The organism is Streptomyces sp. NPDC013457 (assembly GCF_043089925.1).
Lineage (GTDB): Bacteria > Actinomycetota > Actinomycetes > Streptomycetales > Streptomycetaceae > Streptomyces.
Genome location: NZ_JBICBL010000014.1, coordinates 101877 through 128387 on the forward strand (window position 1 = coordinate 101877; position 26511 = coordinate 128387).

Consider the following 26511-nt stretch of genomic DNA (forward strand, 5'->3'; position numbering starts at 1 on the left):
CGGGAAACGCGGGTGGGCCGGGCCCCCGCCGGGGCCCGGCCCACCCGCTCCTGAGGCCGCCCCGCGACGCGCATGACGCACCGCGAGGCGTCACCTCAGGAGAACTTCAGCCACCGGTCATCGAGGACGATCGCCTTGAGCTGGTCCGTCGTCAGCGCGGGCTCGGAGCGCGTGGCGGCCTGGTGCTGCGCGCCGGTGTTGAACGCGGAGGCGACCACCCGGAAGCCCGACGGCAGCATCATGTCGGCCGTCCACTCGACGACACCCGCTCCGCCCTTCTCGCCGGCCTCCTTCGTCACCTTCACCAGCCGCCCGTCGGGCAGCTTCGTGGCGCCGGCGAAGAGCTGGTCCGCGACATCGTCCATGCCGTTCTGCACGTTGACCTGGACGAGGCTCTTGCCCTTGCCGTCGTCCACGACCACGTACGCGAACTCGCCGTCGCCGCCCTGGGAGGTCACCTTCAGCCCCTTGGGGAGCAGCGCACGCAGGGTCTCCCGCACGGCCCGGCCGTCCGCCTCCGGCGGCGCGGTGTCCCCGCCCGGCGTGGTACCCCCGCCCTGCTTGGTGTCCCGGCCTGACTCGGCGCCCCCGCCCGGCTTGGTGCCCTGGCCCGGCACGGTGGGCTTCGTCGTCACGGCCAGCCGCTTGAACAGCGGCCGCCATCCCTCGGCCGTGACCAGGGTCTTCAGCTGGGCGGGACTGAAGGGCGGGTTCGCGCGGGTGACGGCGGAGCCCTTCTCCGCGGGGGCGTTGTACTCGCTCGCGTCGACGAGGAATCCGTCCCTGGTGAGCAGGACCGCCCGCCAGTTCTTGGTGTCCTCCCGCCTGTCCGGGTACTCGTACCCCTGGATCACCATCAGCCGGTCGCCGTTCGGCAGCCTCTCGCTGGTGCACCCGTCGTGCGGGACGAAGGTCTCGTCGGGGCACTCCACCTGCTCCGCACCCCCCTCCCCGGTGCCGCCGGCCCGGTAGAGGCCTACGGAGACGGCCGACTCGCCCTTGCCGTCCTGGTAGACGCCCGAGACGTGTTCGCCCTTGGAGCCCTCGTCGGCGATGGTCCAGGTTCCGGCGGGGGTGTTCGCCTTCAGGACGGCCGCCAGGTCCCTGACCTGGAGCGCGGGCGCGGGCCCCGGCCGCTTGGTGGCCGGCAGGGCGGTCCGGCTCGCCGTGGTGACCGAGGAGTCCCCGGCCCCCACGGCTCCCTGGGTCCGCGGTCCCGCGCCGAGCAGGTCTCCGCCGTAGATCCCGCCGACGCCCACCACGGCGAAGGCCAGCACGCCACCGGTCACCGCGGCCGCGCGGCGGCGCATCAGCCGGCGTCGGCCGCGGGCCAGACCGCCGGCGACCAGCTCGCGGCCGTCCTCCGTGGCGAACCCGTCACCCGTGCGGCGCAGGGCCTGGCCGAGTTCCTCCGCGAAACCGTCGTGTCCCTCGTTCAGAGGCATGCCGAATCACCGTCTCCGGTCCATGAGTGAAAGAAAGAATGGGAAGCGTGCGGGGTCAGCGGGAGGCGAACTCGACGATGCTGCCGCCGAGTCGCTCCCGGAGCTTGGCGAGCGCCCTCGTCGAACGGGTGCGGACCGCCGCGGAGCTCACATGGAGCACCTCGGCGGTCTCCTCGACGCTGCGGTCCTCCCAGTACCGCAGCACGACCACGGCCCGGTCCTTGGGCGCGAGGGCCGCGAGCGCGTCGAGCAGTGCGATCCGGAGGGCCGGGTCGTCGCCGTTCTCGGAAGCCCGGTCCGGCAGCTCGCCCAGGGGGCGCTCGGTCGCGGAGCGTCGGCGCCGGTGGCTGAGGAACGCGCGGACCAGGACGGTCTGCGCGTACCCCGCCGGGTTGCCGATCCGCTGGACGCGCCCCCACAGGCTGTACATCCGGCCCAGGGTCTCCTGGACGAGGTCCTCGGCGAGATGGGTGTCGCCGCTGGTCAGCAGGCATGCCGACCGGAAGAGATGGCCGGTCCTGGCGGTGGCGAACTCCAGAAAGCCGTCCGCGCGGGACTGTCTCATGCCCCTCCCCTCCGTCGCGGCGTCCTTACACCCCATTGACGCGACGGGCCCGGGGAAATGTTTCACACGAGGTTCGACGAGCTTCGACGAGTTCGCTGGAAGTCGGATGTCCCAGATCACCCAGAATTGGGTAATTGTGGAGTATGAACGGTTTTCTCGTGGGTTCCACTGAGGTCACGACGGCGGCCGGTGTCTGGCAGTCCGGGATGGCCCAGGTTCTCGGCGGCCTGGTCGTGGTCGCCGTACTGATCGGCGCCTTCTGGCTGGGGATGAGGGTGAGGGACAAGGAGTCCCCCACGCCGAAGCCGGATGAGCAGCCGCACCGGCCGGAGGGCGGGCTTCCCGGCGAGACGTCCGAGTACCGCAAGCCGTCGGAGATGCCCCAGACCGACGGCGAGCACCGGCTCATGCCGTACGAGCTCAAGAGCGGCTCGGAGGAGTCACCCGACCCGCCGAGCGAGGAGAAGCGCAAGTGGGGCGGGATCTCCAGCGGCGGCTTCGGCAGCGGCGGCACGGGGCACGGCGACTGAGCGGTGTCCGGTCAAGCGGTGAGTGCCGTGAGCCACGAGCGGGCGGTGGCGTACCGGCTGCTGGGCTCGCCCGACGAGGCGGACCACGCGGTGCGGGAGGCGCGGAGCGCGCCGGACGCGCGGCGGCCAGGTGACCCGGCCGCCGAGGCAGCCGCCGCGCCCGGCAGCACCGTGCCCGACGCCACCATGACCGGCAGCACCGTGCCCGACGCCGACGCCACCACGCCCGGCCTCACCGCGGCCGTCGCGCGCGTCTGCCTGGCGAGGCTGCGGTCGCGCGCGGCGCGGCAGGAGGCCCCATGGGATCCGTGGTCGGCCACCGAGTCCGGCCGGACGACGGACCGGTCCGAGGAGGCGGCCCTGGAGACGCTGACGCCCGCCGAACGGGTGGCGTTCGTGCTGCACGACATGTTCGCGGTGCCCGTGGACGAGATCGCCCCGGTCCTGGAGCGCACTCCCTCGGCCACCCGGCAGCTGGTGAGCCGGGCGCGCACGCGCGTGCGGGGTACGGAGGAGATGCCGGAGCCGGACCTGGCGCGCCAGCGGGAGGTGGTGGCCGCGGTGCTCGCCGCCGCACGCGACGGCGAGCTGCTCGCGCTGCGTGAGCTGCTCGATCCGGAGGTGCTGCTGCGGGCGGACACGGAGGCGGTACGGTCCGGCGCGGCGACCGCCCACGGCCCGGCGGCTGTCGCGGCCCGCCTCGCCGCGCGGGCCGGGTCGGCCCGCATGGCCCTGGTGGACGGCGCGGCGGGCCTGGTGGCGGCCCCGGAAGGCGGTCCGGGCGCGGTGATCGCCTTCACGGTCATCGAGGGCCGCGTCACGGCGGCCGACATCCTGATGGACCCGGACCACCTCGACCGCCTGGCCGTGGAGCCCCTCCCGGACTGAGGCGCGCGGCCGGCCGCCGCCCGGCGGGATCGGGTGGGCTCACCCCTCCCGTACGCGCGGAAGCGGCGCCGGACGGACACTCTCCGGCTCCTGCGCCTCCGCGGGAAGCGCCCGTCGGGTGCGGACGGGCGAGAGGAAGACCGGGAGGAAGGCGCACGCGAGCAGAGAGCCGCCCACCCACAGGGTGGCGTGGAGGCCGACGAGTTCCCCCAGGAGGCCCGAGACGGCGGCGCCGATCGCGATGGCGCCGGTGAGCAGGAAACGGAAGGTCGCGTTCATGCGGCCGAGCAGCGCGTCGGGGGTCATCCTCTGACGCAGGCTCACGCCGAGGACGTTGTCCATCCCGGTCTTGAACATCGCGCACAGCCACCCCGCGCCCGCGACCCAGAGCCAGGGGCCGTGCCCGACGAGCGGGACGAGGAGGCCCGCGGGGGCGAGGACGAGCCCGGCGAGACCGAGCGTACGGCCGAACCCGAGGCGGGCCGCCACGGCGCGGGCGCAGCGGGCTCCGAGCAGCAGACCGACGCCGCCGGCCGCCCAGTAGAGGCCGAGGACACCTGCGGAGAGCCCGAGTTCGCGGACGAAGAGGACCGGCATCATCGTGTTGAGGATCTGCGAGCCGAGGTTGGTGAGCGAGGCTGACAGGGCGAGCGCGCGCAGCTCCCTGTTCCCGAGGACGTGCCGTACGCCCGTGGCGATCTGAGCCCGCAGCGGCTCCCGCGTCCGGTGGGGCGAGGGCGAGGGCGCGGCCGTCTCCTTGAGCCACAGGAGCCGTACGGCGGAGGCCAGATGACTGACCGCGGTGACCGCCACCGCGAGCGGCGCGGTGAGCAGCTGGACCAGGCCGCCGCCCGCCCCGCGTCCGGCCACGTTGGTGGCTGCCATCAGGCTGACCATGGCGGCGTTGGCGGGGACCAGTCCGTCGCGGCCGACGAAGCGGGGGAGGATGCTCTGGCCCGTGACGTCGTAGAAGACGGTGGCGCAGCCGCTGAGCAGCGCGACGGCGTACAACTGCGCGAGGGTCAGGGCGTCGCACCACCAGGCGACGGGCACGGAGGCCATGAGCAGCCCGCGGGCCGCGTCCGCCACGATGAGCATCCGGCGCTGCGGCAGCCGGTCCACCCACGCCCCCGCGGGAAGCCCGATGAGGAGGAAGGCGAGGGTGGAGAGGGTCGCGAGCGCCCCGACCTCGCCGGGGCCGGCGTCGAGCGCCTCGACGGCGATCAGCGGAACGGCCACGTATCCGATGTTGGTGCCGAGTTGGCTGAGGACCGCCGCGGAGAAGAGCATACGGAAGTCGGGGACACGCCAGGGTGAGTCGGGTCGCATGGACTCGAACCTGCCGCACCCCGACGCATCAGCACAATCAAATTGTTCTACGGGAACGCTTAAGCGCTCCTACCCTTTGGCGGGCCCGACCGCCGGACGGCCCGCACGGGCGGCGATGTGCGCGGGCGGTTCGACACCGGCCGGCAGGACCGGGTCGGCGACCGGCGCGCCGAAGGCGGTGACGACGGGAAGGACCCCGGCCCAGAGCCCCAGTTCGGCGTCGGGACCGTCGCCGTCGTCCGGCGGGCCGGAAGCGATCTTGACCGATGCCTCGGTGAGGTCGAGGGCGAGCAGCGAGGTCGCCGCCAGCTCCTTGCGGCTGGGCTGCCGGGCGTACTCCCACTGCCCCGGCGCGCACTGCTCGGTGAGCGCCCGCAGCCCGAGCAGCTTCTCCTCGGGATCGGTCACCTCGCGCGGAACGCCGTAGACCATGGCGGACCGGTAGTTGACGCCGTGCTCGAACACGGAGCGGGCGAGCACGAGTCCGTCGACGTGCGTCACGGTGACACAGACGGCGGCACCGGGCGCCTGCACGAGACTGCGGCTCGCGACGGAACCATGAACGTAGAGCCGGTCGCCCTCGGTGCCGTAGGCGGTGGGCACGACCATGGGCGTGCCGTCGACGACGACCCCGAGATGACAGAGAAACCCGGCGGCGAGCACGGCGTCCAAGTCCTCCCGCCGATGACTCCCCTTGTGCCGCATCCGCCGCAACCGCGTGCGCTCACTTGGCCCGAACTCGTCCGGCGCGGGTAGGGGTTCGACGACGGTGCTCATGGATGTCCTCTTCGCAGGGCGCGTACAGGCGGATGCCTCGAAGGAGTTCTACGTCCCCGAGCCCTCCCACCGCCACCCTCGAAATCAGCAGGTACATGTCACGTGGCGCGTCCTTCTGCCGCTGCCCCTGTGAACCAGGAGTGAACGGGCGCGAGCGTGGATGACGGGGGCCATCCGTTGACCGTCGCCAGGAGCCGCCAGTAGCGCTCCACGAGCGGGTCGACGCCGGTTCGCAGGCGGGCGAGGAGCCAGCGGCGCAGATCGCTCTCCTCGGCACTCTCGAACGCGCGGGCGTAGAGCTCTCCCAGCGAGCCGGTCGGGGAGGCGTCCTCGGCGGAGGCCGGAAGCAGCCCGGCGGACACGGCCTCGGCGATCCGTTCACGCATCGCCAGATCGATGGCCTCTTGCAGCACCGTGGCATCCCCGAGGGGGAGCTCTCTCGTCTGCTCCTCCGCCGTCCGCCGGATCGCGGCACCGAAGTCGGCGGTCTGGCAGAGGCCTGCGAGTTCCACCCACGCGTCGATCTGTTCAGGACTGGGCTCGTCGGGCAGCTCCGGCAGAGCGGATCGCATGAGGCCGACGTACTCGGGGTTGGTGTGGAGGCCCGTGAAGGCGTCGTCGATGAAGTCGGCCACGAATCGTTGGCGCTCGGTCCGGGAAAGCGTGGCGAGTCGGTGCACGAGGTCCATCTCCAGAGGGGTGGGGCGGTCGCGTCCGGCGACCACTCGAAGCAGGGCGCGGCGCAGACGCAGGGCGCGGATCTGCACGTCCAAGGCGTCGGCATGCGCTTGGGTGACCTCCGACAGGGACGCCTCCCGGTCCAGTACCCTGCGCACCGTCGCCAGGTCGAGCCCCAGTTCGCGCAGTGTGCGGGCAAGGTCGAGGCGGGCGAGTGCGTCGGGGCCGTAGAGCCGGTAGCCCGCCGGGCTCCGGTCGGTCGGCGGGACGATGCCCCGGTCGGAGTAGAACCGGATCGTCTTCACCGTCAGCCCGGTCCGGCGGGACAACTCCCCGATGGAATAGAGCGTGTAGCTGTCCATGCGCCCCAGCCTCCCGTCTCCCCCTACGGGAGAGTCAACCGAGGCAGGCGCAGCAGGTCCGGTCAAGACTTCAAGATCCCCGAACCGCTCCCGCCCGACGGCGGCGCGACCGACGAACCACAAAACCCCAGGTCGGATGAGATCCGACCTGGGGTTTTCGTGGAGCCGCCTTCGGGATTCGAACCCGAGACCTACGCATTACGAGTGCGTTGCTCTGGCCAACTGAGCTAAGGCGGCATGCCCTGCGTTCCCATGGTGGGTGCAGCAGCGACGCCAAGTCTACACAGTTTCCCGGGGTGCTCCTGACCACCCTTCGCGTGGTCCACGACACCCCTCACGTGCAGCGCTTGCCGTCCTTCGGGACCGTGCCCTCCAGGAGGTAGGTGTTGATCGCCGAGTCGATGCAGTCGCTGCCGCGGCCGTACGCCGTGTGGCCGTCGCCCTCGTACGTCAGGAGCGAGCCGGAGGCGAGCTGGGCCGCGAGGGACCGGGCCCACTTGTAGGGGGTCGCCGGGTCTCGGGTGGTGCCGACGACGACGATCGGGGCGGCTCCGTCGGCGGTGATGCGGTGCGGGCGGCCGGTCGGGGGGACGGGCCAGTAGGCGCAGTTCAGGGCGGCCCAGGCGAGGCCCTTGCCGAAGACGGGGGACGCCTTCTCGAAGGACGGGACCGCCTTCTCGACGTCCGCGGGGCCGGTGAACGCCGCCGGGAGGTCGAGGCAGTTCACGGCCGCGTTGGCGTACATCAGGTTCGCGTACGTGCCGTCCGGCTCGCGCTCGTAGTAGCTGTCGGCCAGGGCGAGCAGGCTCGCGCCCTCGCCGCCCATCGCGCTCGTCAGCGCCTCGCGCAGCTGCGGCCAGGCCCCTTCGTCGTACATCGCCGCGATGACCCCGGTCGTCGCCAGGGATTCGCCGAGCCGGCGGCTCTCGCCGGTCGGCACGGGGTTGGCGTCCAGGGCGCGGAAGAAGCCCTTCAGCGCGTCCGAGGCCGCGTCGACGGAGCCCGTGCCGAGCGGGCAGTCCGGCTTCTCGACGCAGTCGGCCGCGAAGGCCCGGAAGGCGGTCTCGAAGCCTGCGGTCTGGTCGCGGTTGAGGTCGATCGCGGGCAGCGAGGGGTCCATCGCTCCGTCGAGGACCAGGCGGCCCACCCGGCCGGGGAACAGTTCGGCGTAGGTGGCACCGAGGAAGGTGCCGTACGAGGCGCCGACGTAGCTCAGCTTCGCGTCGCCGAGAACGGCCCGCAGGATGTCCATGTCCCGTGCCGTCTCGACCGTGGAGACATGGGGCAGGACCGCGCCGGAGAGCTTCTCGCAGCCCGTCGCGAAGCCCCGGAACGAGGCGGTCAGGGCCGTGGTCTCGGCCGCCTCGTCCGGCGTCTGGTCGATCTGGGTGTACGTGTCCATCTGGGGTCCCGTCAGACACTCGACGGGCTCGCTGCGGGCCACGCCGCGGGGGTCGACGGCGACCATGTCGTACCTCGCCCGGACCGGGGCGGGGTAGCCGATGCCGGCGTAACCCTGGAGGTAGCCGACGGCGGAGCCGCCGGGTCCGCCGGGGTTGACCAGGAGGGAGCCGAGCCGCTTGCCCGGGCCGCTCGCCGCGACACGCGAGACGGCCAGCTTCACCTCACCGGCCGTCGGCTTCGCGTAGTCGAGCGGGGCGCGGAGCGTCGCGCACTGGAACTTCGGCACACCGCAGTCGCGCCAGGCGAGCTTCTGCCCGTAGAAGCTCGCCAGGGCCGGGTCCGGCGTGGTGGGCGCGGCGGGCGGCGCGGCCGCCGACGGGCCTGAAGGCGCGGCGGCGTCGCTGCCGCCCGTGCAGCCGGAGAGGATCAGCCCGGCGGCCGCGAGGGCCGTGGCGGACGTACGGAGCAAACGCCTGGAGTCCATGCCCGGAGGGTATCCGTACGGGTACGGAACGTGTCCAATCAGTCGCGCAGGGCCATGGTCATCGCCTCCACCGCCAGCAGCGGGGCCACGTTCCGGTCCAGCGCCTCGCGGCAGGCGAGCACGGCCTCGATCCGGCGCAGGGTCCGCTCCGGCGCGGTGTCCTGGGCGATCCGCTCCACCGCGTCCCGTACGTCCTCGTTGGCGATCGGGATCCGCGTGCGCAGCTGCAGGGTGAGCACGTCGCGGTAGAAGCCGGTCAGGTCGGTGAGCGCCAGGTCCAGGCTGTCGCGCTGCGTACGGGTCTTGCGCCGCTTCTGCCGCTCCTCCAGCTCCTTCATCGCACCGGCGGTGCCGCGGGGCATCCGCGAGCCCTGGCCGCCGCCGAGCGCGGCCTTCAGCTCCTCGGTCTCCTTGACGTCGATCTCCTCGGCGACCTGCTTGGCGTCCTCGCCCGCCGCGTCCACCAGCTCCTGGGCCGCCTTGAGACAGCCGCCGATGTCCCCGACGCGCTGCGGCAGCTTGAGGACGACGGCCCGGCGGGCCCGGGCGCGCTCGTCGGTGGCCAGGCGGCGGGCGCGGTCGATGTGGCCCTGGGTGGCGCGGGCGGCGGCCGCCGCGATCTGGGGGTCGATGCCGTCGCGGCGTACGAGCACGTCGGCGACCGCGTCGACGGCGGGCGTACGCAGGGTCAGGTGGCGGCAGCGGGAGCGGATCGTCGGCAGCACGTCCTCCAGGGAGGGCGCGCAGAGCAGCCACACCGTGCGCGGCGCGGGCTCCTCGACTGCCTTCAGGAGCACATTGCCCGCGCCCTCGGTGAGCCGGTCGGCGTCCTCCAGGACGATCACCTGCCAGCGGCCGTTGGCCGGCGAGAGCTGGGCGCGCCGGACGAGGTCGCGGGTCTCCTTCACACCGATGGAGAGCAGGTCCGTGCGGACGACCTCCACGTCGGCGTGCGTCCCGATGAGCGCGGTGTGGCAGCCGTCGCAGAACCCGCACCCCGGCGCCCCGCCCAGCGCCCGGTCCGGGCTCACGCACTGCAGCGCGGCGGCGAAGGCGCGCGCCGCGGTCGCCCGCCCCGAGCCCGGAGGGCCGGTGAAGAGCCAGGCGTGGGTCATCTTGGACGCCTCGGGCTCGGGCTCCCCGGCGGCATGGGCGGTCACGAGGGCGTCGGCGTCCCGCGCAGCGGCGGCCAGCTGCTCCTCGACCCGCGCCTGCCCGACCAGGTCGTCCCATACGGCCATGTGCCCTCCTCAGGTACGCCCTCCATTGTGGGGCACCCCGCTGACACCACCGGCCGGGCTGAGCGAGGAAAGCGGAGGGGCGGGGCGCGCAGCGCCCCGCCCCTCAGATCCCCGTCTCAGGTCCCGCCCCGCGTCAGCGGCGTCGGCGGCGGCCGTCGTCCTCGTCGTCGTGCGGGCCGAGCAGCTCGTCCGCCAGGGTCGGGAGGTCGTCGAGCGGGGTCTCCTCCGCCCAGTCGGAACGGCGGCGCGGACGGCCCTGGTCGTCGACCTGGGGCAGCTCGCGCGTCTGCTCGTTGGATTCGGCGGTCTGCTCGTCGCGGAAGATGCCCGGCGGAACCCGGTCGACCGGGTCCGTGGACCGTACGGGACGCAGCACGGCCGTCTCGTCGGCGGCCCGCACCGGCGGCAGCACCGCCGTCTCGTCCGCCTCGCGCACCTGCGGCATGACGGAGGTCTCCGCCTCGGGTCGGACGGTCTTCGCCTCGGGCCGAACCTTCTTCGCCTCGGGCCGGACCGTCTTCGCCCCCTCGGGCCTGACCGCCTCCGGGTCCACGATCGGGGTCGGGACGGTGATCTCGTTCGGCGAGACGCGGGGCACCGCCTGCGTCACGTCGTTCGGCTGCACCACGGGGGTCTCGACGGTCACCTCGCTGGCCGACTCCTCCGCCGCGCGGGCGGCCTCCGCGGCCTTGGCGGCAGCGGCCTCGGCCGCCTTCCGCGCCTCGGCGGCGCGCTTCGCCTCCGCCGCCCGCTGTGCCTCGGCGGCCTTCCGCGCCTCCTCGGCACGGGCCGCCTCGGCGGCCTTCCTCGTCTCCTCGGCACGCGCGGCCTCGGCAGCCGCCTTCTCGGCGGCCTCCGCCGCCGCCTTGCGCGCGGCCTCCTCCGCGGCCTTGGCCGCCGCGGCCTCCGCCAGGCGCCGGGCCTCTTCCGCACGCAGCAGGGCCTCCTCGGCCTTGCGCTGCTTCTCGAGGCGGCGCTCCTCCGCCTCCGCGCGCAGCCGGGCCTCTTCCTCGGCCTGCTTGCGGCGGCGTTCCTCCTCCTCGCGGCGGGTCTTCTCCTCGGCCTCGCGCCGCTTGCGCTCCTCCTCGGCGGCCAGCCGGGCCTCCTCGGCGCGCCGGCGGGCCTCCTCGGCCTGGCGCTCCGCCTCGCGGCGACGCGCCTCTTCCTCCTCCTGGCGCTTGCGCTCCTCCTCCTCGGCACGGAGCCGGGCGAGCTGCTCCTGACGCTCCCGCTCCAGCCGCTCCTCCTCCGCCTTGCGCGCGGCCTCTTCCTCGGCGCGGCGCCTGGCCTCCTCCTCGGCCTTCCGGCGCGCCTCCTCCTGGGCCTTCACCTCGGCCTCGGAGAGCGGCAGCATCCGGTCGAGCCGGTGACGTACGACCGTGGTGACGGCCTCCGGCTCCTGGCCGGCGTCGACGACGAGGTAGCGGCCGGGGTCACCGGCGGCCAGGGCGAGGAAACCGGCCCGCACGCGCGCGTGGAACTCGGGCGGCTCGGACTCCAGACGGTCCGGCGCCTCGGTGAACCGTTCCCGCGCGGTCTCCGGCGAGACGTCGAGGAGCACGGTCAGATGCGGGACCAGTCCGCCGGTCGCCCAGCGGTTGATCCGGGCGATCTCGGTCGGCGACAGATCCCGCCCCGCGCCCTGGTAGGCCACGGACGAGTCGATGTACCGGTCGGAGATCACCACCGCGCCCCGCTCCAGGGCGGGCTTGACCAGCGAGTCGACGTGCTCGGCGCGGTCGGCGGCGTACAGCAGCGCCTCGGCGCGGTTCGAGAGCCCGGCGCTGGAGACGTCGAGCAGGATCGAGCGGAGCCGCTTGCCGATCGGGGTGGCGCCCGGTTCGCGGGTGACGACGACCTCGTGGCCCTTGGCGCGGATCCATTCCGCGAGCGCCTCGGCCTGGGTGGACTTGCCGGCGCCGTCGCCGCCCTCCAGGGCGATGAAGAAGCCCGTCGGGGCGGGCGCCTGGACGGGGTCGGCGCCGCGCAGCGCGTCGCGCAGGTCGCGGCGGAGCGGTACGCCGGCCCGGTCGTCGGTCTTGGCCAGGACGAGGGCCGCGACGGGCAGCAGCAGCGCGCCGACCAGCATCAGGGTGAACGCGGCGCCGCCGTGGGCGAAGACGAAGCTGCCGGAGGCGAGCCGGTGCGGCCCGATGGCGGCGGCGAGCAGGGGCGCGCCGAGGGCGCCGACGGCCATGGCGACCCGGGCGACGGCCTGCAGGTGCTCGGTGACGCGGGGGCGCCGGGCCTCCTCGGTCTCCTGGTCGACGAGGGTGTGGCCGGTGTTGGCGGCGACACCGGCCGCGTAGCCGGCGAGGACGGCGAGGAGCAGCACTGTGGCCGTGTCCGGCACGAGGCCCATCGCGAGCAGCGCGACGCCGGTGAGGGCGATCGCGAGGGCGAGGAGCCGGCGGCGGGAGAGGACGGTGAGCACGGAGCCGGCGGTCCGGATGCCGACGGCCGTGGCGCCGCTCAGCGCCAGGATGAGCAGGGCGAAGGTGACCGGGCCGCCGCCGAGGTCGTACGCGTGCAGGACGGAGACCGCCGCCGCGGCGGCGACGGCTCCGGCGACCATGGCGCAGGCGAGGACGAGCAGTCCGACCGCGCCCGTGCGGCCCTTCTCGGCCGTGGGACGGCGCAGGCCCTCCAGCGGCGAGCGCGGCCTCGGCGTCTGTCCGCCGGGCAGCTCGATGAAGTAGAGGACGGAGACGGAGGCGGCGAAGAGGCCGGCGGCGACGTACGAGCCGAGGGCGGCCTGATGCAGCGTGAACCACTCGATGCCCGTGCCGAGCAGGTTGCTGAGCAGCGTGGCGACGAGGAGCACGGCGGCCGCTGCCGGTACGGCCAGGAAGCCGGTACGCAGCGAGAGTCGGCGCAGCGCGTCGAGGTGGTCCGGCAGAGGACGTACGGCGGCGCCCTCCAGCGGCGGCGCGGGCAGCAGTGCGGGGGCCGCGCCCTCGCGGGCCACGGTCCACAGCCGCTCGGCGGCGCCGGTGAGGAAGACGGTGCCGAGCAGGAACCCGAGCGCCTTGTCCGGAACCCAGTCGATCCACAGGGGGGCGATCACGAGCAGCGCGATCCGCAGACCGTCGGCGCCGATCATCGTCCAGCGGCGGTCGAGCACGCCCGAGGGCCCGGTGAGCGTGGTGAGCGGTCCGAGCAGGACGGCCCCGAAGAGCACCGAGGCCAGCAGCCGGGCGCCGATCACCGCCGCGACGGCGAGCGCCGCGCCGCGGTACCCGCCTCCGAAGGCGCCCTCGGAGACTGCGGCCTGGAGCCCGAGGAGCACCAGGACGAGCACGGCGAGCGCGTCACCGGTCCCACCGACGAACTGAGCGCTCCACAGTCTCCGGAGGGGCTGATGGCGCAAAAGCGCCCGTACGGCGCGCTCCCGGGAGTCTGCGACAAGCGCGACGTCGGAGTCTGGCTGCTCTGCTCGCGTCATCCGTCCACCCTATCCGGACCCTCTGACTCCCCGTGGCCTGCATCCGAACAAACGTCGGGGGCCCGGGAAACGTGTAAGGGACGGGTGTCCAGGACCCCGCCCCTTACACCTGCGAACGTGTGGCTACTCCGGCTTGGCCGCGGCCGACTTGGACGCCGCCGTCTTCGCGGCGGTGGTCTTCTTCGCCGCCGCGGACTTCGCCGTCGTCGTCTTCTTCGCGGCCGTCTTCTTGGCCGCCGTCTTCTTCGCCGGCGTGGCCTTCTTGGCTGCCGTCTTCTTCGCGGGCGCCTTCTTGGCCGCCTTCTTCGCCGGACCCTTGGCACGCTTCTCGGCGAGCAGTTCGAAGCCGCGCTCGGGCGTGATCTCCTCGACGCTGTCGCCGGTCCGCAGGGTCGCGTTGGTCTCGCCGTCGGTCACGTACGGGCCGAAGCGGCCGTCCTTGACGACGACTGGCTTCTCGCTGACCGGGTCGACGCCCAGCTCCTTCAGCGGCGGCTTGGCGGCCGCCCGGCCACGCTGCTTGGGCTGCGCGTAGATCGCGAGCGCCTCCTCCAGCGTGATCGTGAAGAGCTGCTCCTCCTCCGTCAGCGACCGCGAGTCCGTGCCCTTCTTCAGGTACGGGCCGTAGCGGCCGTTCTGCGCCGTGATCTCCACGCCTTCGGCGTCCGCGCCCACCACGCGCGGCAGGGACATCAGCTTGAGGGCGTCCTCCAGCGTGACGGTGTCCAGCGCCATGGACTTGAAGAGGGAGGCGGTCCGCGGCTTCACCGCGTTCTTGCCGGTCTTCGGGGTGTCCTCGGGAAGGATCTCGGTGACGTACGGGCCGTACCGGCCGTCCTTCGCGACGATCTGGTTGCCGCTGACCGGGTCGACGCCCAGCTCGAAGTCGCCGCTCGGCTTGGCGAGCAGTTCCTCGGCGTACGCGACCGTCAGCTCGTCGGGCGCGAGGTCCTCGGGCACGTCCGCCCGCTGGTGCCCCTCGGCGTCCTTCTCACCGCGCTCGACGTACGGGCCGTACCGTCCGACGCGCAGCATGATGCCCTCGCCGACCGGGAAGGAGGAGATCTCCCGGGCGTCGATCGCGCCGAGGTCGGTCACCAGCTCCTTCAGCCCGCCGAGGTGGTCGCCGTCGCCGTTGCCCGCGTCGGCAGCGCCGCCCTCCGCGGAGTTGCCGCCCTCGCCGAAGTAGAAACGCTTCAGCCACGGCACGGCCTGGGCCTCGCCCCGTGCGATGCGGTCGAGGTCGTCCTCCATCTTGGCGGTGAAGGAGTAGTCGACGAGCCGGCCGAAGTGCTTCTCCAGCAGGTTGACGACGGCGAAGCTCAGGAACGACGGCACGAGCGCCGTCCCCTTCTTGAAGACGTAGCCGCGGTCCAGGATCGTGCCGATGATCGACGCGTACGTCGACGGGCGGCCGATCTCGCGCTCCTCCAGCTCCTTGACCAACGAGGCCTCGGTGTAGCGGGCCGGGGGCTTGGTCGCGTGGCCGTCGGCGGTGATCTCCTCGGCGGAGAGCGCGTCGCCCTCGGCGACCTGCGGCAGCCGGCGCTCACGGTCGTCCAGCTCGGCGTTGGGGTCGTCGGCGCCCTCGACGTACGCCTTCATGAAGCCGTGGAAGGTGATCGTCTTGCCGGAGGCGCTGAACTCGGCGTCCCGGCCGTCCGCGGAGCGGCCGCCGATCTTCACGGTGACCGAGTTTCCGGTCGCGTCCTTCATCTGGGAGGCGACGGTCCGCTTCCAGATCAGCTCGTACAGCCGGAACTGGTCGCCGGTGAGACCGGTCTCCGCCGGGGTGCGGAAACGATCACCCGAAGGGCGAATCGCCTCGTGCGCCTCCTGCGCGTTCTTGACCTTGCCCGCGTAGACGCGCGGCTTCTCCGGCAGGTAGTCGGCGCCGTACAGCTGCGTGACCTGGGCCCGGGCCGCCGAGACGGCGGTGTCGGAAAGGATCGTCGAGTCCGTACGCATGTACGTGATGAAGCCGTTCTCGTACAGCTTCTGGGCGACCTGCATGGTCGCCTTCGCGCCGAAGCCCAGCTTCCGGCTCGCCTCCTGCTGGAGGGTGGTCGTACGGAACGGGGCGTACGGGGAGCGGCGGTACGGCTTCGACTCGACCGACCGGACGCTGAACGAGGTGTCGGCGAGCGAGGCGGCGAGCGCCCGCGCCTTCTCCTCGTCGAGGTGGAGGATGTTCGCGGTCTTCAGCTGCCCGTCGGGGCCGAAGTCACGACCCTGCGCGACGCGCTTGCCGTCGACCGTGTTCAGCCGGGCGACCAGCGACGACGGGTCGGAGGGGTCGCCGGCGCGGCCGGTGGAGAAGGTGCCGGTGAGGTCCCAGTACTCGGCGGAGCGGAAGGCGATGCGCTCGCGCTCGCGCTCGACGACGAGACGGGTGGCGACGGACTGGACGCGGCCCGCGGACAGGCCGCGCATGACCTTCTTCCACAGGACCGGCGAGACCTCGTAGCCGTAGAGGCGGTCGAGGATGCGGCGGGTCTCCTGGGCGTCCACCATGCGCTTGTTCAGCTCGCGCGGGTTGCGGACGGCCTCCTGGATCGCGTCCTTGGTGATCTCGTGGAAGACCATCCGGTGGACCGGGACCTTGGGCTTCAGGACTTCCAGGAGGTGCCACGCGATGGCTTCGCCCTCGCGGTCCTCATCGGTGGCGAGGAAGAGTTCGTCGACCCCGGCCAGCTGCTCCTTGAGCTTCCTGACCTGCGCCTTCTTGTCGGCGTTGACGACGTAGATGGGCTGGAAGTCGTGCTCGACGTCGACACCGAGGCGGCGCACCTCGCCGGTGTACTTCTCCGGCACCTCGGCGGCGCCGCTGGGGAGGTCTCGGATGTGCCCGACGCTCGCCTCGACGACGTAGCCGGGGCCGAGGTAGCCCTTGATCGTCTTCGCCTTGGCAGGCGACTCGACGATGACGAGTCGGCGGCCGCCCTGTGCGGTCTCGCTGGTCGGGGACAACTTCGCTCTTCTCTCCGGTCGACGCTCGGTGGCACGTACGGCGCTGGCACTCCGCATGGCACGCACGGCGGCGGCACGCACGGTGACGCTGCCGCCGCTGCGGAGTGTGACGGTACAACCCGCCCCCGTGTCAAACGGCAAAAGCCCGCAACGGCCACTCGAACGGTAACCCGACTCCTGGCATTCCTGCCGCCCGGACTCCCGGTCCGGCGGGGTGGGCTCAAGCGGAACCTCGGCGTCACACGCGCCCGAAGCACCACACTCCGAGCAGCAGGAAGACCAGTCCGAAGATCGTCGTCAGGGTGGCGGCGGTCCTGGCCCCGACCCCCTGCGCGACCGGTTCGCCGTGGGCCACGCGCACCCCCGTCCACAGCAGCAGCGCGGCTCCGAACAGCGCGAACGCCGTTCCGGCGAAGATCGCAGGCCCGCTCTCCATGCCCGTACCCCGTTCTCTTCCAGGGGCCCCCGTGGTCCCTGGAAGCCGAGGCTGGCACCTCCCGGCGTCGCGGGCACGAATTCCCGGTGAACGACGCGGACGGTCCCGCACGGGTTCACGAATATGGCCGGTAGTGCCCTTCCTGTGACACGGCGCGTTCGCCACGTCACGAGGAGGGATGTCGGTCACATCGGGGCGTCGGTCACATCGGGGCACCGGTCACATCGGGGACGACGGGAGCAGGAAGCCCTCCTCCACGAGCAGCCGGATGGCCTGCGGGGTGCGGTCCCGCAGCAGCACGGGATCCTCGCCCATCAGCTGACCGATCGCGTCCAGGATCCGTCCCGCGCTGAGCGTGCCGTCGCAGACGCCCGCGAAGCCGGCACCCACGTGGTCCACCTTCGTGGCGCGCCGCATGCCGCGGTGCTGCCGCAGCACAACGTGCTCCGGGTCCTCGGCGCCCGGCAGCCCGACCTGCTCCTGCACGACCTCGGGGGCGAGCGCGAAGTGGTCGGCGAGCAGGGCCGCGTCGTCGCGCGTCCGCAGATAGTCCTGCCGCTCGAAGTGGGCGCGCACGGTGTCGCCGAGCGGCTGCTCGACCGGGTGCGGCCACTCCTCGATCACGATCGACGGCTCGACCGAGCCGGAGGCCACGGCGGCGCTCCTGCGCAGGGTGATCCAGCCGAAGCCGACCGCCTTGGTCTTACGGGCCTCGAACTCGTCCAGCCACGCCTCGTACCGCTCCGCGTACGCCTCCGGGTCCGCGCGGTGGTCGCCGCTGTCCCGGAGCCACAGCTCGGCGTACTGGGTGACGTCCTGGACCTCGCGCTGCACGATCCATGCGTCGCAGCCGCGCGGCACCCAGGAGCGCAGCCGGTCCTGCCACTCCTCGCCCTCGACGTGCTGCCAGTTGGCGAGGAACTGGGCGTACCCGCCGTCGTTGAGCCGCTCCCCGGCCTCCCGTACGAGCGTGCGGCACAGGTCGTCGCCGCCCATCCCGCCGTCGCGGTAGGTGAGGCGGGCGCCCGGGGAGATGACGAACGGCGGGTTGGAGACGATCAGGTCGTACGTGTCGCCGTCGACCGGCTCGAAGAGCGAGCCCTGGAGCAGCTCGGCCTCGCGGGCCCCGGAGAGCGCGAGGGTGAGCCGGGTGAAGTCCAGGGCGCGCGGGTTCAGGTCGGTGGCGGTGACCAGCGTGGCGTGCTGCGCCGCGTGCAGGGCCTGGATGCCGGAACCGGTGCCGAGGTCGAGCGCGGAGGACACCGGCGTACGGACGGTGATGCCGGCCAGCGTGGTGGAGGCGCCGCCGACGCCCAGGACGACCCCCTCCTCCTTGCTGCCGATGCCGCCGGCCCCGCCGACCGCGCAGCCCAGGTCGGAGACGATGAACCAGTCCTGCCCGTCGGGGCCGCCGTACGGCCTGATGTCGACGGAGGCGCCGACCTCCTCGTCGCCGCCGTCGCCCGCCCGGACCAGCCAGCCGTCCTCCAGGCACTCCTCCAGCGGCAGCGCGGCGGCTGCCCGGTCTCGGGAGACGGGGTGCTGGAGCAGGAAGAGCCGTACGAGGGTCTCCAGCGGGGAGTCCCCCCGGGTGGCCCGCAGCGCGGGCACGGTCTCGCTGCGGGCGAGCGCCGCGTAGGCGGGGGCGCCGAGCAGTTCGAGCAGGCCGTCGGCGGTGAAGTCGGCGGCGAGCAGGGCTTCGCGGAGCCGGGCGGCGTGCGCGGGCGCGGGGAGGCGGGAGGTCAGGCTGGTCGTACTCACCCCACCATTGTGGCGGCCGCCGCGGACATTGCCTCGTCAGCCCCGCCCGTACCGTCCGCCCCCGGGGTCGAAGTCCCTGGCCCGCAACGGCGCGTGGACACGCGAAGGCCCCGGCGTGGCGCACGTGGAGCCCGGTCCGGCGCACGCGTGGAGCGGCCGCGGCACGCGAAGGGGCCCGCCATGCGAAGGGGGCCGGGGGGCAACGCGTGGGGCCGGGGCACGCGAAGGGGCCCGCCACGCGAAAGGGCCGGGACACGCGAAAGGGCCCCGGGGCGGTCGTGCGCGCCTGGGGCCCTTCGTACGGCTCGTGCCTGCCGGGTGCTACTCCCCGCTGCTCTTGCTCGCGGAACTCGACGGCTTGGCGGACGCCTTGGCCGACGGCGTGGAGCCCGCCTGCGGGGAGGCCGTGCCGCTCGGGGCGGCCGACGGGGTCGCTCGCTGGCAGCCCGGCTGCTTCGCCATCGCCGTGCCCAGCTCGCCGGACTGCAACTTGGCCAGCGCGTCCTGGTCCATCTTCTCGATCTTCTTCAGACCATCGGCGACGTCCTGGAGACCGTCGGCGAACTTCTGCTGGTTGCTCGGGTCGAGCGCGTCGACCTGCTTCTTCAGCCCCTCGTAGGCCACGGCCGTGGCGTTGAGCTCCTTGACCGCGTCCTGCTGGAGCGTCTCGCCGTTGTCGACGGGCGGCGCCCCGGCGTCTTGGACGGACTTGGCGAGCGCCCGGTCCGCGTCGGCGATGTCCTGGAAGGCCTTGGAGTCTGCGGCCTGGATGTCGGCCGGCTTGCCGTCCGCAGCCGTCGAGATGATGAGCTGCTGAGCGTTGGCCCGCTTCTGGATCTGGGGTTGTGCCTGGTCGCAGACCGTCTTGGCCCAGTCGTTCACCTTGTCGCCGTCGTCGCTGCAGCCGGACAGCGTGAGCACCAGGACAGCGGCGCCGGACAGCGCGACAGCAAGCTTCTTGTTCACCGGTTCGGTCCCTTCCAAGACTCTCGGCCCCGGAACATACACGCCGAACGGGCGACATCCACCTTTCGTGCGACGGATTCGTCCCTGATTGAAGCCGATTGCACCAAGCGAGACACGCCTCACGCCGCCATGAACAGCGGGTGGGCTGCACGTCAACACGCGCTGCCCACCCGCCCTCTGATCTGGTGTTACGAAATCACCGGCGCGTCCGGCGAGGCGGCCGTCCGACGGGCGGCGTTGCCTTCGTCACCCGTGTCGTCGCCCGTGTCGTCCCCGACGACCACGGAGCGTCGCTTGGAGACGTAGACGGCGCCGACGATGACGACGATCGCGAGGATCGCGACCAGCGTCCGCATCCCACCGCTCGCGTCGTCGCCGTAGCTGAACTGCACCACGGCGGGCGCGATCAGCAGGGCGACCAGGTTCATCACCTTGAGCAGCGGGTTGATGGCCGGGCCCGCGGTGTCCTTGAACGGGTCGCCGACGGTGTCGCCGATGACGGTCGCGGCATGCGCCTCGCTGCCCTTGCCGCCGTGATGGCCGTCCTCGACGAGCTTCTTGGCGTTGTCCCAGGCGCCTCCGGAGTTGGCGAGGAAGACGGCCATCAGCGTGCCGGTGGCGATGGCGCCGGCGAGGTACGAGCCGAGCGCGCCGACACCGAGGGCGAAACCGACCGCGATGGGGGCCATCACGGCGAGCAGTCCGGGCGTGGCGAGTTCGCGCAGCGCGTCCTTGGTGCAGATGTCGACCACGCGCCCGTACTCGGGCTTCTCGGTGTAGGTCATGATCCCGGGGTGCTCGCGGAACTGGCGCCGCACCTCGTAGACCACGGCCCCGGCCGAACGCGACACGGCGTTGATCGCGAGACCCGAGAAGAGGAAGACGACCGCCGCGCCGAGGACCATCCCGAAGAGGTTGTTGGGCTGCGAGATGTCCATGGAGAGGGTCATCCCGGTGGCCGTGGCCCCGACGTCGGCGACCGCGGTGGCGATCGCGTCGCGGTACGAGCCGAAGAGCGCCGCGGCCGCCAGGACGGCCGTCGCGATGGCGATGCCCTTGGTGATGGCCTTGGTGGTGTTGCCGACGGCGTCGAGGTCGGTGAGGACCTGCGCGCCGGCGCCCTGGACGTCGCCGGACATCTCGGCGATGCCCTGGGCGTTGTCGGAGACCGGGCCGAAGGTGTCCATGGCGACGATGACACCGACGGTGGTGAGCAGTCCGGTGCCGGCCAGGGCGACCGCGAAGAGCGCCAGCATGATCGACGTGCCGCCGAGCAGGAACGCCCCGTAGACGGAGAGGCCGATGAGCAGGGCGGTGTAGACGGCGGATTCCAGGCCGATGGAGATGCCGGCGAGGACGACGGTGGCGGGGCCGGTGAGCGAGGACTTGCCGATGTCCTTGACCGGGCGCCGGGTCGTCTCGGTGAAGTAGCCGGTGAGCTGCTGGATCAGGGCGGCCAGGACGATGCCGATGGCGACGGCCACCAGGGCGAGGATCCGCGGGTCTCCGGGGTGGTCGTGGATCCCCGGCTCGGTCACGCCCTCGAGGTCGGCGTAGGAGGACGGCAGGTAGACGAAGACGGCGATGGCGACCAGGACCAGGGAGATCACCGCGGAGATGAAGAAGCCGCGGTTGATGGCGGACATTCCGCTGCGGTCGGAGCGCCGCGGGGCGACCGCGAAGATGCCGATCATCGCGGTGACCACGCCGATCGCCGGGACGATCAGGGGAAACGCGAGCCCGAGGTCGCCGAAGGCCGCCTTGCCCAGGATGAGCGCGGCGACGAGCGTGACGGCGTACGACTCGAAGAGGTCGGCGGCCATGCCGGCGCAGTCGCCGACGTTGTCGCCCACGTTGTCGGCGATGGTCGCGGCGTTGCGCGGGTCGTCCTCGGGGATGCCCTGCTCGACCTTGCCGACGAGGTCGGCGCCCACGTCGGCCGCCTTGGTGAAGATTCCGCCGCCGACACGCATGAACATGGCGATGAGCGCGGCTCCGAGGCCGAAGCCCTCCAGCACCTTGGGCGCGTCGGCCGCGTAGACGAGGACGACGCAGGCGGCACCGAGCAGGCCGAGGCCCACGGTGATCATGCCGACCACTCCGCCCGTACGGAAAGCGATCTTCATCGCCTTGTGGGCGACGGCCGTCAGATCCTTTTCCGGTTCTCCCGGCGCCGGGGTCGCTTCTCGGGCGGCCGCCGCGACTCGCACATTCGCTCGTACGGCGAGCCGCATGCCGATGTATCCGGTCGCCGCCGAGAAAAGCGCACCGACCAGGAAGAACAGGGAGCGCCCGGCGCGCTGCGACCAGTTGTCGGCGGGCAGCAGCAACAACAGGAAGAACACGACGACGGCGAAGATCCCGAGCGTGCGCAGCTGCCGTGCGAGATAGGCGTTGGCGCCTTCCTGCACGGCAGCGGCGATCTTCTTCATCGAGTCGGTGCCCTCACCGGCTGCGAGCACCTGGCGTACCAGCAGCTGGGCGACGAGCAGGGCCGCGAGCGCGACGGCCGCGATGACGATCACGATCGTACGGTTCTCGTCCGTGAGTACCGCCGCGGCGAGAGAAGTGGGGTGTCCGGTCAGTTCTGGGTTGAAGAGCCCCGCCATTCGTCCTCCTTGACGTTGCGAGCTCAAGATGTGGACGGATTGTAGGGAGCGGAACCTGATCAAAACAGGGCGCCGCAATCGGAATTCCCCATTGCCTTGATCTTCCCACCGAAAGCGGTAATGGGCCCAAAGCATTTACGCATGATCGATGATCTAGATAAATGAAAAGAGGCCCTGCTCGGCAGGGCCTCTTCTCATGATCTCGGATGATCGGATTCGGTCAGGGGAGCGCGACCGCCGGTGTCGTCGGCCAGCTCATCCTGAGGACCCCGCCCTCCTCGCCCGCTCGCACCTCGACGTCGTCCACGAGCCCGCGGATCACGGCGAGGCCCATCTCGTCCTCGCCGTCGGCGTCGTCGAACTCCTCGACGGGAGCCTCGTCCCGCGCACCGGGCACACCGGCGGCATCGGCCGCCGCCACGCCCGCGCCCGGGACCTCGTCGCCGACCTCGATGGAGAACGTCTTCTCCTCCTCGGTCAGCACGACCTTCACGGGAGTGGTGACCCCGTTGCTCCGGTGGAGTCCGACGGCACGGGAACACGCCTCGCCGACGGCGAGTCTGACCTCGTCGAGGACCGCCTCGTCGACCCCGGCCCGGCGCGCCACCGCGGCCGCCACGAGGCGGGCCGTGCGGACGTGCTCGGGCTGGGCGCTGAAGCGGAGTTCAACGGTGGCCATGCGGTCCCCCTAGGAACATCTGGGCGGGCAACTCGGAGGACCGGGCGTGTCCGCCCGGTTCTCCCCTGCATCTTCCGACGCCGGCCGGCCGTCAGTCGGTGGCGTTGACGGCCTCGTCGACCGTGGTGTGAATGGGGAACACCTTGGTCAGACCAGTGATCCGGAAGATCTTGAGAATGCGCTCCTGGTTGCAGACCAGGCGCAACGAGCCCTCGTGCGCGCGCACGCGCTTCAGGCCGCCCACCAGCACGCCGAGGCCGGTCGAGTCGAGGAAGTCCACGCCCTCCATGTCGACAACCAGGTGGTAGCTGCCGTCGTTCACCAACTCGACCAACTGCTCGCGCAGCTTGGGCGCGGTATACACATCAATCTCGCCACCGACCTCGACGACCGTACGGTCGCCACTCGGGCCGGACACATTGCGAGTCGACAGGGACAGGTCCACGGATCCTCCAGCACCTTGCTATCGAGCGGTCGCCCCTCAAGTCTCCCCGGCGGAGTCGGGGGACGGATCGCCAGCCGCGATGGCATTCAATCACTTACCAGCAGCCATGCACGACGGCTTGGGAGCATTGTCCGTCACGCCAGTGACACACTCGGTGCCGATGGCCAAGAATCACCGCCCCAGTCGTCCAGCCGGGGAGACGGGCAACCGCCCCTCTCCCGGCATGGTCCTCGACCGGCTCTCCTCGGGCGAGAGCCGGGCCGCGCGCATCACTCATACGGAGCACTTGCCCGCCCGGGAGGGCCGGCATGCAGTCTGGCCGCATCGCATCCGAACAGAAGTGATCAGCGCGATCCAGGAGGCGGGCATCGAGCACCCCTGGGCCCACCAGGCGGAGGCCGCCGAGCGCGCCCTGGACGGCGAATCCGTGGTGATCGCCACGGGCACCGCCTCGGGCAAGTCGCTGGCCTATCTCGCCCCGGTCCTGACCACGCTCCTGGACGGCTCCGAGGCCGCGAACGGCCGGGGGGCCACCGCGCTGTACCTGGCGCCCACGAAGGCCCTGGCGGCCGACCAGCGCCGTGCGGTCCGTGAGCTCGCGGCCCCGCTCGGCAACCGGATCCGGCCGGCCGTCTACGACGGCGACACGCCGGTCGAGGAGCGCGAGTGGGTCCGCCAGTACGCGAACTACGTGCTGACCAACCCCGACATGCTGCACCGGGGCATCCTCCCGTCCCACCCCAGGTGGTCCTCCTTCCTGCGCTCCCTGCGCTACGTCGTGATCGACGAGTGCCACACCTACCGGGGAGTCTTCGGCTCGCATGTCGCCCAAGTGCTGCGACGGCTTCGGCGTGTCTGCGCCCGGTACGGCGCGGACCCCGTCTTCCTGCTCGCATCCGCCACCTCCGCCGAGCCCGCCCTGGCCGCGGGCCGGCTGACCGGTCTGCCGGTCTCGGAGGTCTCCGACGACGCCTCGCCGCGCGGCGAGCTGGTCTTCGCCCTCTGGGAGCCGCCACTCACCGAGCTCCACGGCGAGCAGGGCGCTCCGGTGCGCCGCACGGCCACCGCCGAGACCGCCGACCTGCTGACGGACCTGACCGTCCAGGGTGTCCGCTCGGTCGCCTTCGTCCGCTCCCGGCGCGGCGCCGAGCTGATCTCGGTCATCGCCCAGGAGCGGCTGGCCGAGGTCGACCGCTCCCTGGCCCGCCGGGTCGCCGCCTACCGGGGCGGCTACCTGCCCGAGGAGCGCCGGGCCCTGGAGCGCGCCCTGCACTCGGGCGAGCTCCTCGGCCTTGCCGCCACCACGGCCTTGGAGCTGGGCGTGGACGTCTCCGGACTGGACGCCGTGGTGATCGCCGGGTACCCGGGCACCCGGGCCTCCCTGTGGCAGCAGGCGGGCCGCGCCGGACGCTCGGGCGAGGGCGCCCTGGCGATCCTGGTCGCCCGCGACGACCCGCTGGACACCTTCCTCGTCCACCACCCCGAGGCGCTGTTCCGGCAGCCCGTCGAGTCGACCGTCCTCGACCCCGACAACCCCTACGTCCTCGCCCCCCATCTGTGCGCCGCGGCGGCCGAGCTGCCGCTGACCGACGCCGACGTGGCCCTCTTCGGCCCGGCCGCCCCCGGCCTGCTGCCCCAGCTGGAGGACGCGGGACTGCTCCGGAAGCGCTCCACCGGCTGGTACTGGACCCGGCGCGAGCGGGCCGCCGACCTGACCGACATCCGGGGCGGGGGCGGAAGCCCCGTCCAGATCGTGGAGGCCGCCACCGGCCGCCTCCTCGGCACGGTCGACGAGGCCGCCTCGCACACCGCCGTCCACGAGGGCGCCGTCCACCTCCACCAGGGCCGTACGTACCTGGTGAAGACCCTCGACCTGAAGGACTCCGTGGCCCTGGTCGAGGAGGCCGCCCCGCCGTACTCCACCACCGCCCGGGACACCACCTCCATCTCCGTCCTCGAAACCGACACCGAGATCCCCTGGGGCGCCGGCCGCCTCTGCTACGGCTCCGTCGAGGTCACCAACCAGGTCGTGTCCTTCCTGCGCCGCCGCCTGATCACCGGCGAGGTGCTCGGTGAGACCAAGCTCGACCTGCCGCCCCGCACCCTGCGCACCCGGGCCGTGTGGTGGACGGTCACCGAGGACCAGCTGGACGCCGCCCGGATCAACCCGGAGATCCTCGGCGGGGCCCTGCACGCCGCCGAACACGCCTCCATCGGCATGCTTCCGCTCTTCGCCACCTGCGACCGCTGGGACATCGGCGGCGTGTCCGTGCCGCTCCACCCCGACACCCTGCTGCCCACCGTCTTCGTCTACGACGGCCATCCGGGCGGCGCGGGCTTCGCCGAGCGGGCCTTCCACACCGCCCGCGCCTGGCTGACGGCGACCCGCGAGGCGATCGCCTCCTGCGAGTGCGAGGCGGGCTGCCCGTCCTGCATCCAGTCCCCCAAGTGCGGCAACGGCAACGACCCGCTCCACAAGCGCGGCGCCGTACGCCTGCTCACGGAACTGCTGCGGGAAGCCCCGGCAGAGCCTGAGCCGGCCCCGCCCGCGCCCTGACCGCCGGTGCGTAGGGCCCGAGGCGCACCGCCGCCGTCACGTCCGCGACGTCGCCCCGCACCGAGCAGCGCACCACCGAGGCGCCCTGTGCCCCGGCCACCCGGACCGCGGCCCCGCACGCGGCCTCCTCGCCCCACAGGGCCCGGTCGGCGGCGGCGAGCGCCGCCAGGTCCGCGGCACCTCCCGCCCGGTGCCGGGCCGCCACGGCCTGTCCCAGCGCCAGGACAGCCCCGAACACCACGCACAGGACGCAGGCCGCGAAGGCCGTCCAGACCGTCGCCATCCCCCGGTCGTCCCGCGCCGCGGCCATCCCCCGGTCGTCCCGCGCCGCGGCCATCCCCCGGTCGTCCCGCGCGGCGGCCGCCTGTCGGCCTGTCCCCGCCCGGCTCACGGCGGCGTCACCCCCACCGTGTCCTCGGCGAGCGCCGCCGCCCCTGCGCGCAGGGTGAGCCCCATCCCGCCGGGCCCGGGGGCCGGCGCCTCCACATTCACCCGCCACAGCTCGCCCGACCGGGTGACGGAAACCCTGGCCCCCTCGGGCGCGGCGGCCCTGGCGGCGGCCTCGGCGCCGGACACCGGCTCCGCCCTCGCCACCGCCCGCGCGCCGGCCCGCGCCGCGTCCACGCACTGGATCTGCGCCGCCGCGGCGCCGAGCGCCCAGACCAGGGCCATGGTGAACACCACCAGGGCGGGGAGGGCCATCGCGGCCTCCACGGTCACGGCGCCCCGGTCGTCAGAACGGCGCATCGAGCGCCTTGCCGATCACGGACTCCAGCGCGCCGGAGACCGATCCGCTGGTCACGATCTTGTACAGCACGGTCGCGAAACCAGCCGCCGCGATGGTGCCCATCGCGTACTCCGACGTGGTCATCCCCGCATCGCTCCGGGCCGCCCGTCGGGCCCGCCACCACGCGCTCATCGTCTTCATGCCAACCCCCAT

At 72.6% G+C, this 26511-nt stretch carries 21 protein-coding genes and 1 tRNA gene; 3 read left to right on the forward strand and 19 right to left on the reverse strand.

From position 1 onward, the window contains the following. Positions 1-95 precede the first annotated feature (95 nt). The gene (locus ACF1G2_RS31265; RefSeq protein ID WP_391801522.1) at positions 96-1445 is read right to left on the reverse strand and encodes a hypothetical protein; all 1350 of its coding nucleotides are present in this window, start codon (positions 1443-1445) and stop codon (positions 96-98) included. Between the two features lie 55 nt (positions 1446-1500). Next, entirely contained in the window at positions 1501-2010 is a 510-nt protein-coding gene (locus ACF1G2_RS31270; RefSeq protein WP_391801523.1) for a SigE family RNA polymerase sigma factor, read from the reverse strand. 143 nt (positions 2011-2153) lie between these two features. Between ACF1G2_RS31270 and ACF1G2_RS31275 the strand changes: the two genes are divergently transcribed. Both ACF1G2_RS31275 and ACF1G2_RS31280 read left to right on the forward strand, forming a co-directional pair. Continuing rightward, entirely contained in the window at positions 2154-2540 is a 387-nt protein-coding gene (locus tag ACF1G2_RS31275) for a DUF6479 family protein (RefSeq protein WP_391801524.1), read from the forward strand. A gap of 18 nt (positions 2541-2558) precedes the next feature. Further along, positions 2559-3428, forward strand: a complete 870-nt coding sequence (locus ACF1G2_RS31280) for a sigma factor-like helix-turn-helix DNA-binding protein (RefSeq protein WP_391801525.1) — start codon at positions 2559-2561, stop codon at positions 3426-3428. 39 nt (positions 3429-3467) lie between these two features. Here ACF1G2_RS31280 and ACF1G2_RS31285 read toward each other — a convergent pair whose 3' ends face one another. From ACF1G2_RS31285 to ACF1G2_RS31350, 14 genes are all read right to left on the reverse strand, one after another. Beyond that, on the reverse strand, positions 3468-4757 hold the full coding sequence (locus tag ACF1G2_RS31285) for an MFS transporter (RefSeq protein WP_391801526.1): 1290 nt from the start codon (positions 4755-4757) through the stop codon (positions 3468-3470). A gap of 69 nt (positions 4758-4826) precedes the next feature. Beyond that, positions 4827-5534, reverse strand: a complete 708-nt coding sequence (locus tag ACF1G2_RS31290) for a pyridoxamine 5'-phosphate oxidase family protein (protein WP_391801527.1) — start codon at positions 5532-5534, stop codon at positions 4827-4829. A gap of 98 nt (positions 5535-5632) precedes the next feature. Continuing rightward, a complete protein-coding gene (locus ACF1G2_RS31295) occupies positions 5633-6574 on the reverse strand; it encodes a MerR family transcriptional regulator (RefSeq protein ID WP_391801528.1) in 942 nt (313 codons plus the stop codon). Between the two features lie 160 nt (positions 6575-6734). Further along, positions 6735-6811: transfer RNA gene (locus ACF1G2_RS31300), tRNA-Thr, on the reverse strand. Positions 6812-6908: 97 nt separating this feature from the next. Further along, positions 6909-8462, reverse strand: a complete 1554-nt coding sequence (locus ACF1G2_RS31305) for an alpha/beta hydrolase (RefSeq protein WP_391801529.1) — start codon at positions 8460-8462, stop codon at positions 6909-6911. Positions 8463-8500: 38 nt separating this feature from the next. Continuing rightward, complete coding sequence (locus ACF1G2_RS31310) at positions 8501-9703, reverse strand: DNA polymerase III subunit delta' (RefSeq protein ID WP_391801530.1); 1203 nt, start codon at positions 9701-9703, stop codon at positions 8501-8503. Between the two features lie 133 nt (positions 9704-9836). Continuing rightward, complete coding sequence (tmk, locus tag ACF1G2_RS31315) at positions 9837-13148, reverse strand: dTMP kinase (RefSeq protein ID WP_391801531.1); 3312 nt, start codon at positions 13146-13148, stop codon at positions 9837-9839. A gap of 123 nt (positions 13149-13271) precedes the next feature. After that, a complete protein-coding gene (gene topA / locus ACF1G2_RS31320; RefSeq protein ID WP_391801532.1) occupies positions 13272-16118 on the reverse strand; it encodes a type I DNA topoisomerase in 2847 nt (948 codons plus the stop codon). 238 nt (positions 16119-16356) lie between these two features. Then, complete coding sequence (locus tag ACF1G2_RS31325) at positions 16357-16554, reverse strand: hypothetical protein (RefSeq protein WP_391801533.1); 198 nt, start codon at positions 16552-16554, stop codon at positions 16357-16359. 219 nt (positions 16555-16773) lie between these two features. Further along, entirely contained in the window at positions 16774-18315 is a 1542-nt protein-coding gene (locus ACF1G2_RS31330; RefSeq protein WP_391801534.1) for a methyltransferase, read from the reverse strand. A gap of 321 nt (positions 18316-18636) precedes the next feature. Further along, entirely contained in the window at positions 18637-19281 is a 645-nt protein-coding gene (locus tag ACF1G2_RS31335) for a small secreted protein (protein WP_391801535.1), read from the reverse strand. 188 nt (positions 19282-19469) lie between these two features. Next, entirely contained in the window at positions 19470-21890 is a 2421-nt protein-coding gene (locus tag ACF1G2_RS31340) for a sodium-translocating pyrophosphatase (protein ID WP_391801536.1), read from the reverse strand. A 220-nt stretch (positions 21891-22110) separates the two neighbouring features. Continuing rightward, positions 22111-22569: an ATP-binding protein gene (locus tag ACF1G2_RS31345; RefSeq protein ID WP_391801537.1), complete on the reverse strand. Its 459-nt coding sequence runs from the start codon at positions 22567-22569 to the stop codon at positions 22111-22113. A 91-nt stretch (positions 22570-22660) separates the two neighbouring features. Beyond that, complete coding sequence (locus tag ACF1G2_RS31350; RefSeq protein ID WP_137988538.1) at positions 22661-23014, reverse strand: STAS domain-containing protein; 354 nt, start codon at positions 23012-23014, stop codon at positions 22661-22663. Between the two features lie 79 nt (positions 23015-23093). Between ACF1G2_RS31350 and ACF1G2_RS31355 the strand changes: the two genes are divergently transcribed. Then, complete coding sequence (locus ACF1G2_RS31355) at positions 23094-25571, forward strand: DEAD/DEAH box helicase (RefSeq protein WP_391801538.1); 2478 nt, start codon at positions 23094-23096, stop codon at positions 25569-25571. Here ACF1G2_RS31355 and ACF1G2_RS31360 read toward each other — a convergent pair. Genes ACF1G2_RS31360 through ACF1G2_RS31370 form a run of 3 tightly spaced genes read right to left on the reverse strand, consistent with a single transcriptional unit; the run spans position 25513 to position 26511 of the window. Then, entirely contained in the window at positions 25513-25962 is a 450-nt protein-coding gene (locus tag ACF1G2_RS31360; protein ID WP_391801539.1) for an Rv3654c family TadE-like protein, read from the reverse strand. The two genes, ACF1G2_RS31355 and ACF1G2_RS31360, sit on opposite strands and share 59 nt — an antisense overlap. Further along, positions 25959-26318 (reverse strand): TadE family type IV pilus minor pilin, encoded by a 360-nt coding sequence (locus tag ACF1G2_RS31365; RefSeq protein ID WP_391801540.1) that lies wholly within the window; start codon positions 26316-26318, stop codon positions 25959-25961. Before ACF1G2_RS31365 ends, ACF1G2_RS31360 begins: the two co-directional genes overlap by 4 nt. Continuing rightward, the gene (locus tag ACF1G2_RS31370) at positions 26305-26511 is read right to left on the reverse strand and encodes a DUF4244 domain-containing protein (RefSeq protein ID WP_391801541.1); all 207 of its coding nucleotides are present in this window, start codon (positions 26509-26511) and stop codon (positions 26305-26307) included. Before ACF1G2_RS31370 ends, ACF1G2_RS31365 begins: the two co-directional genes overlap by 14 nt.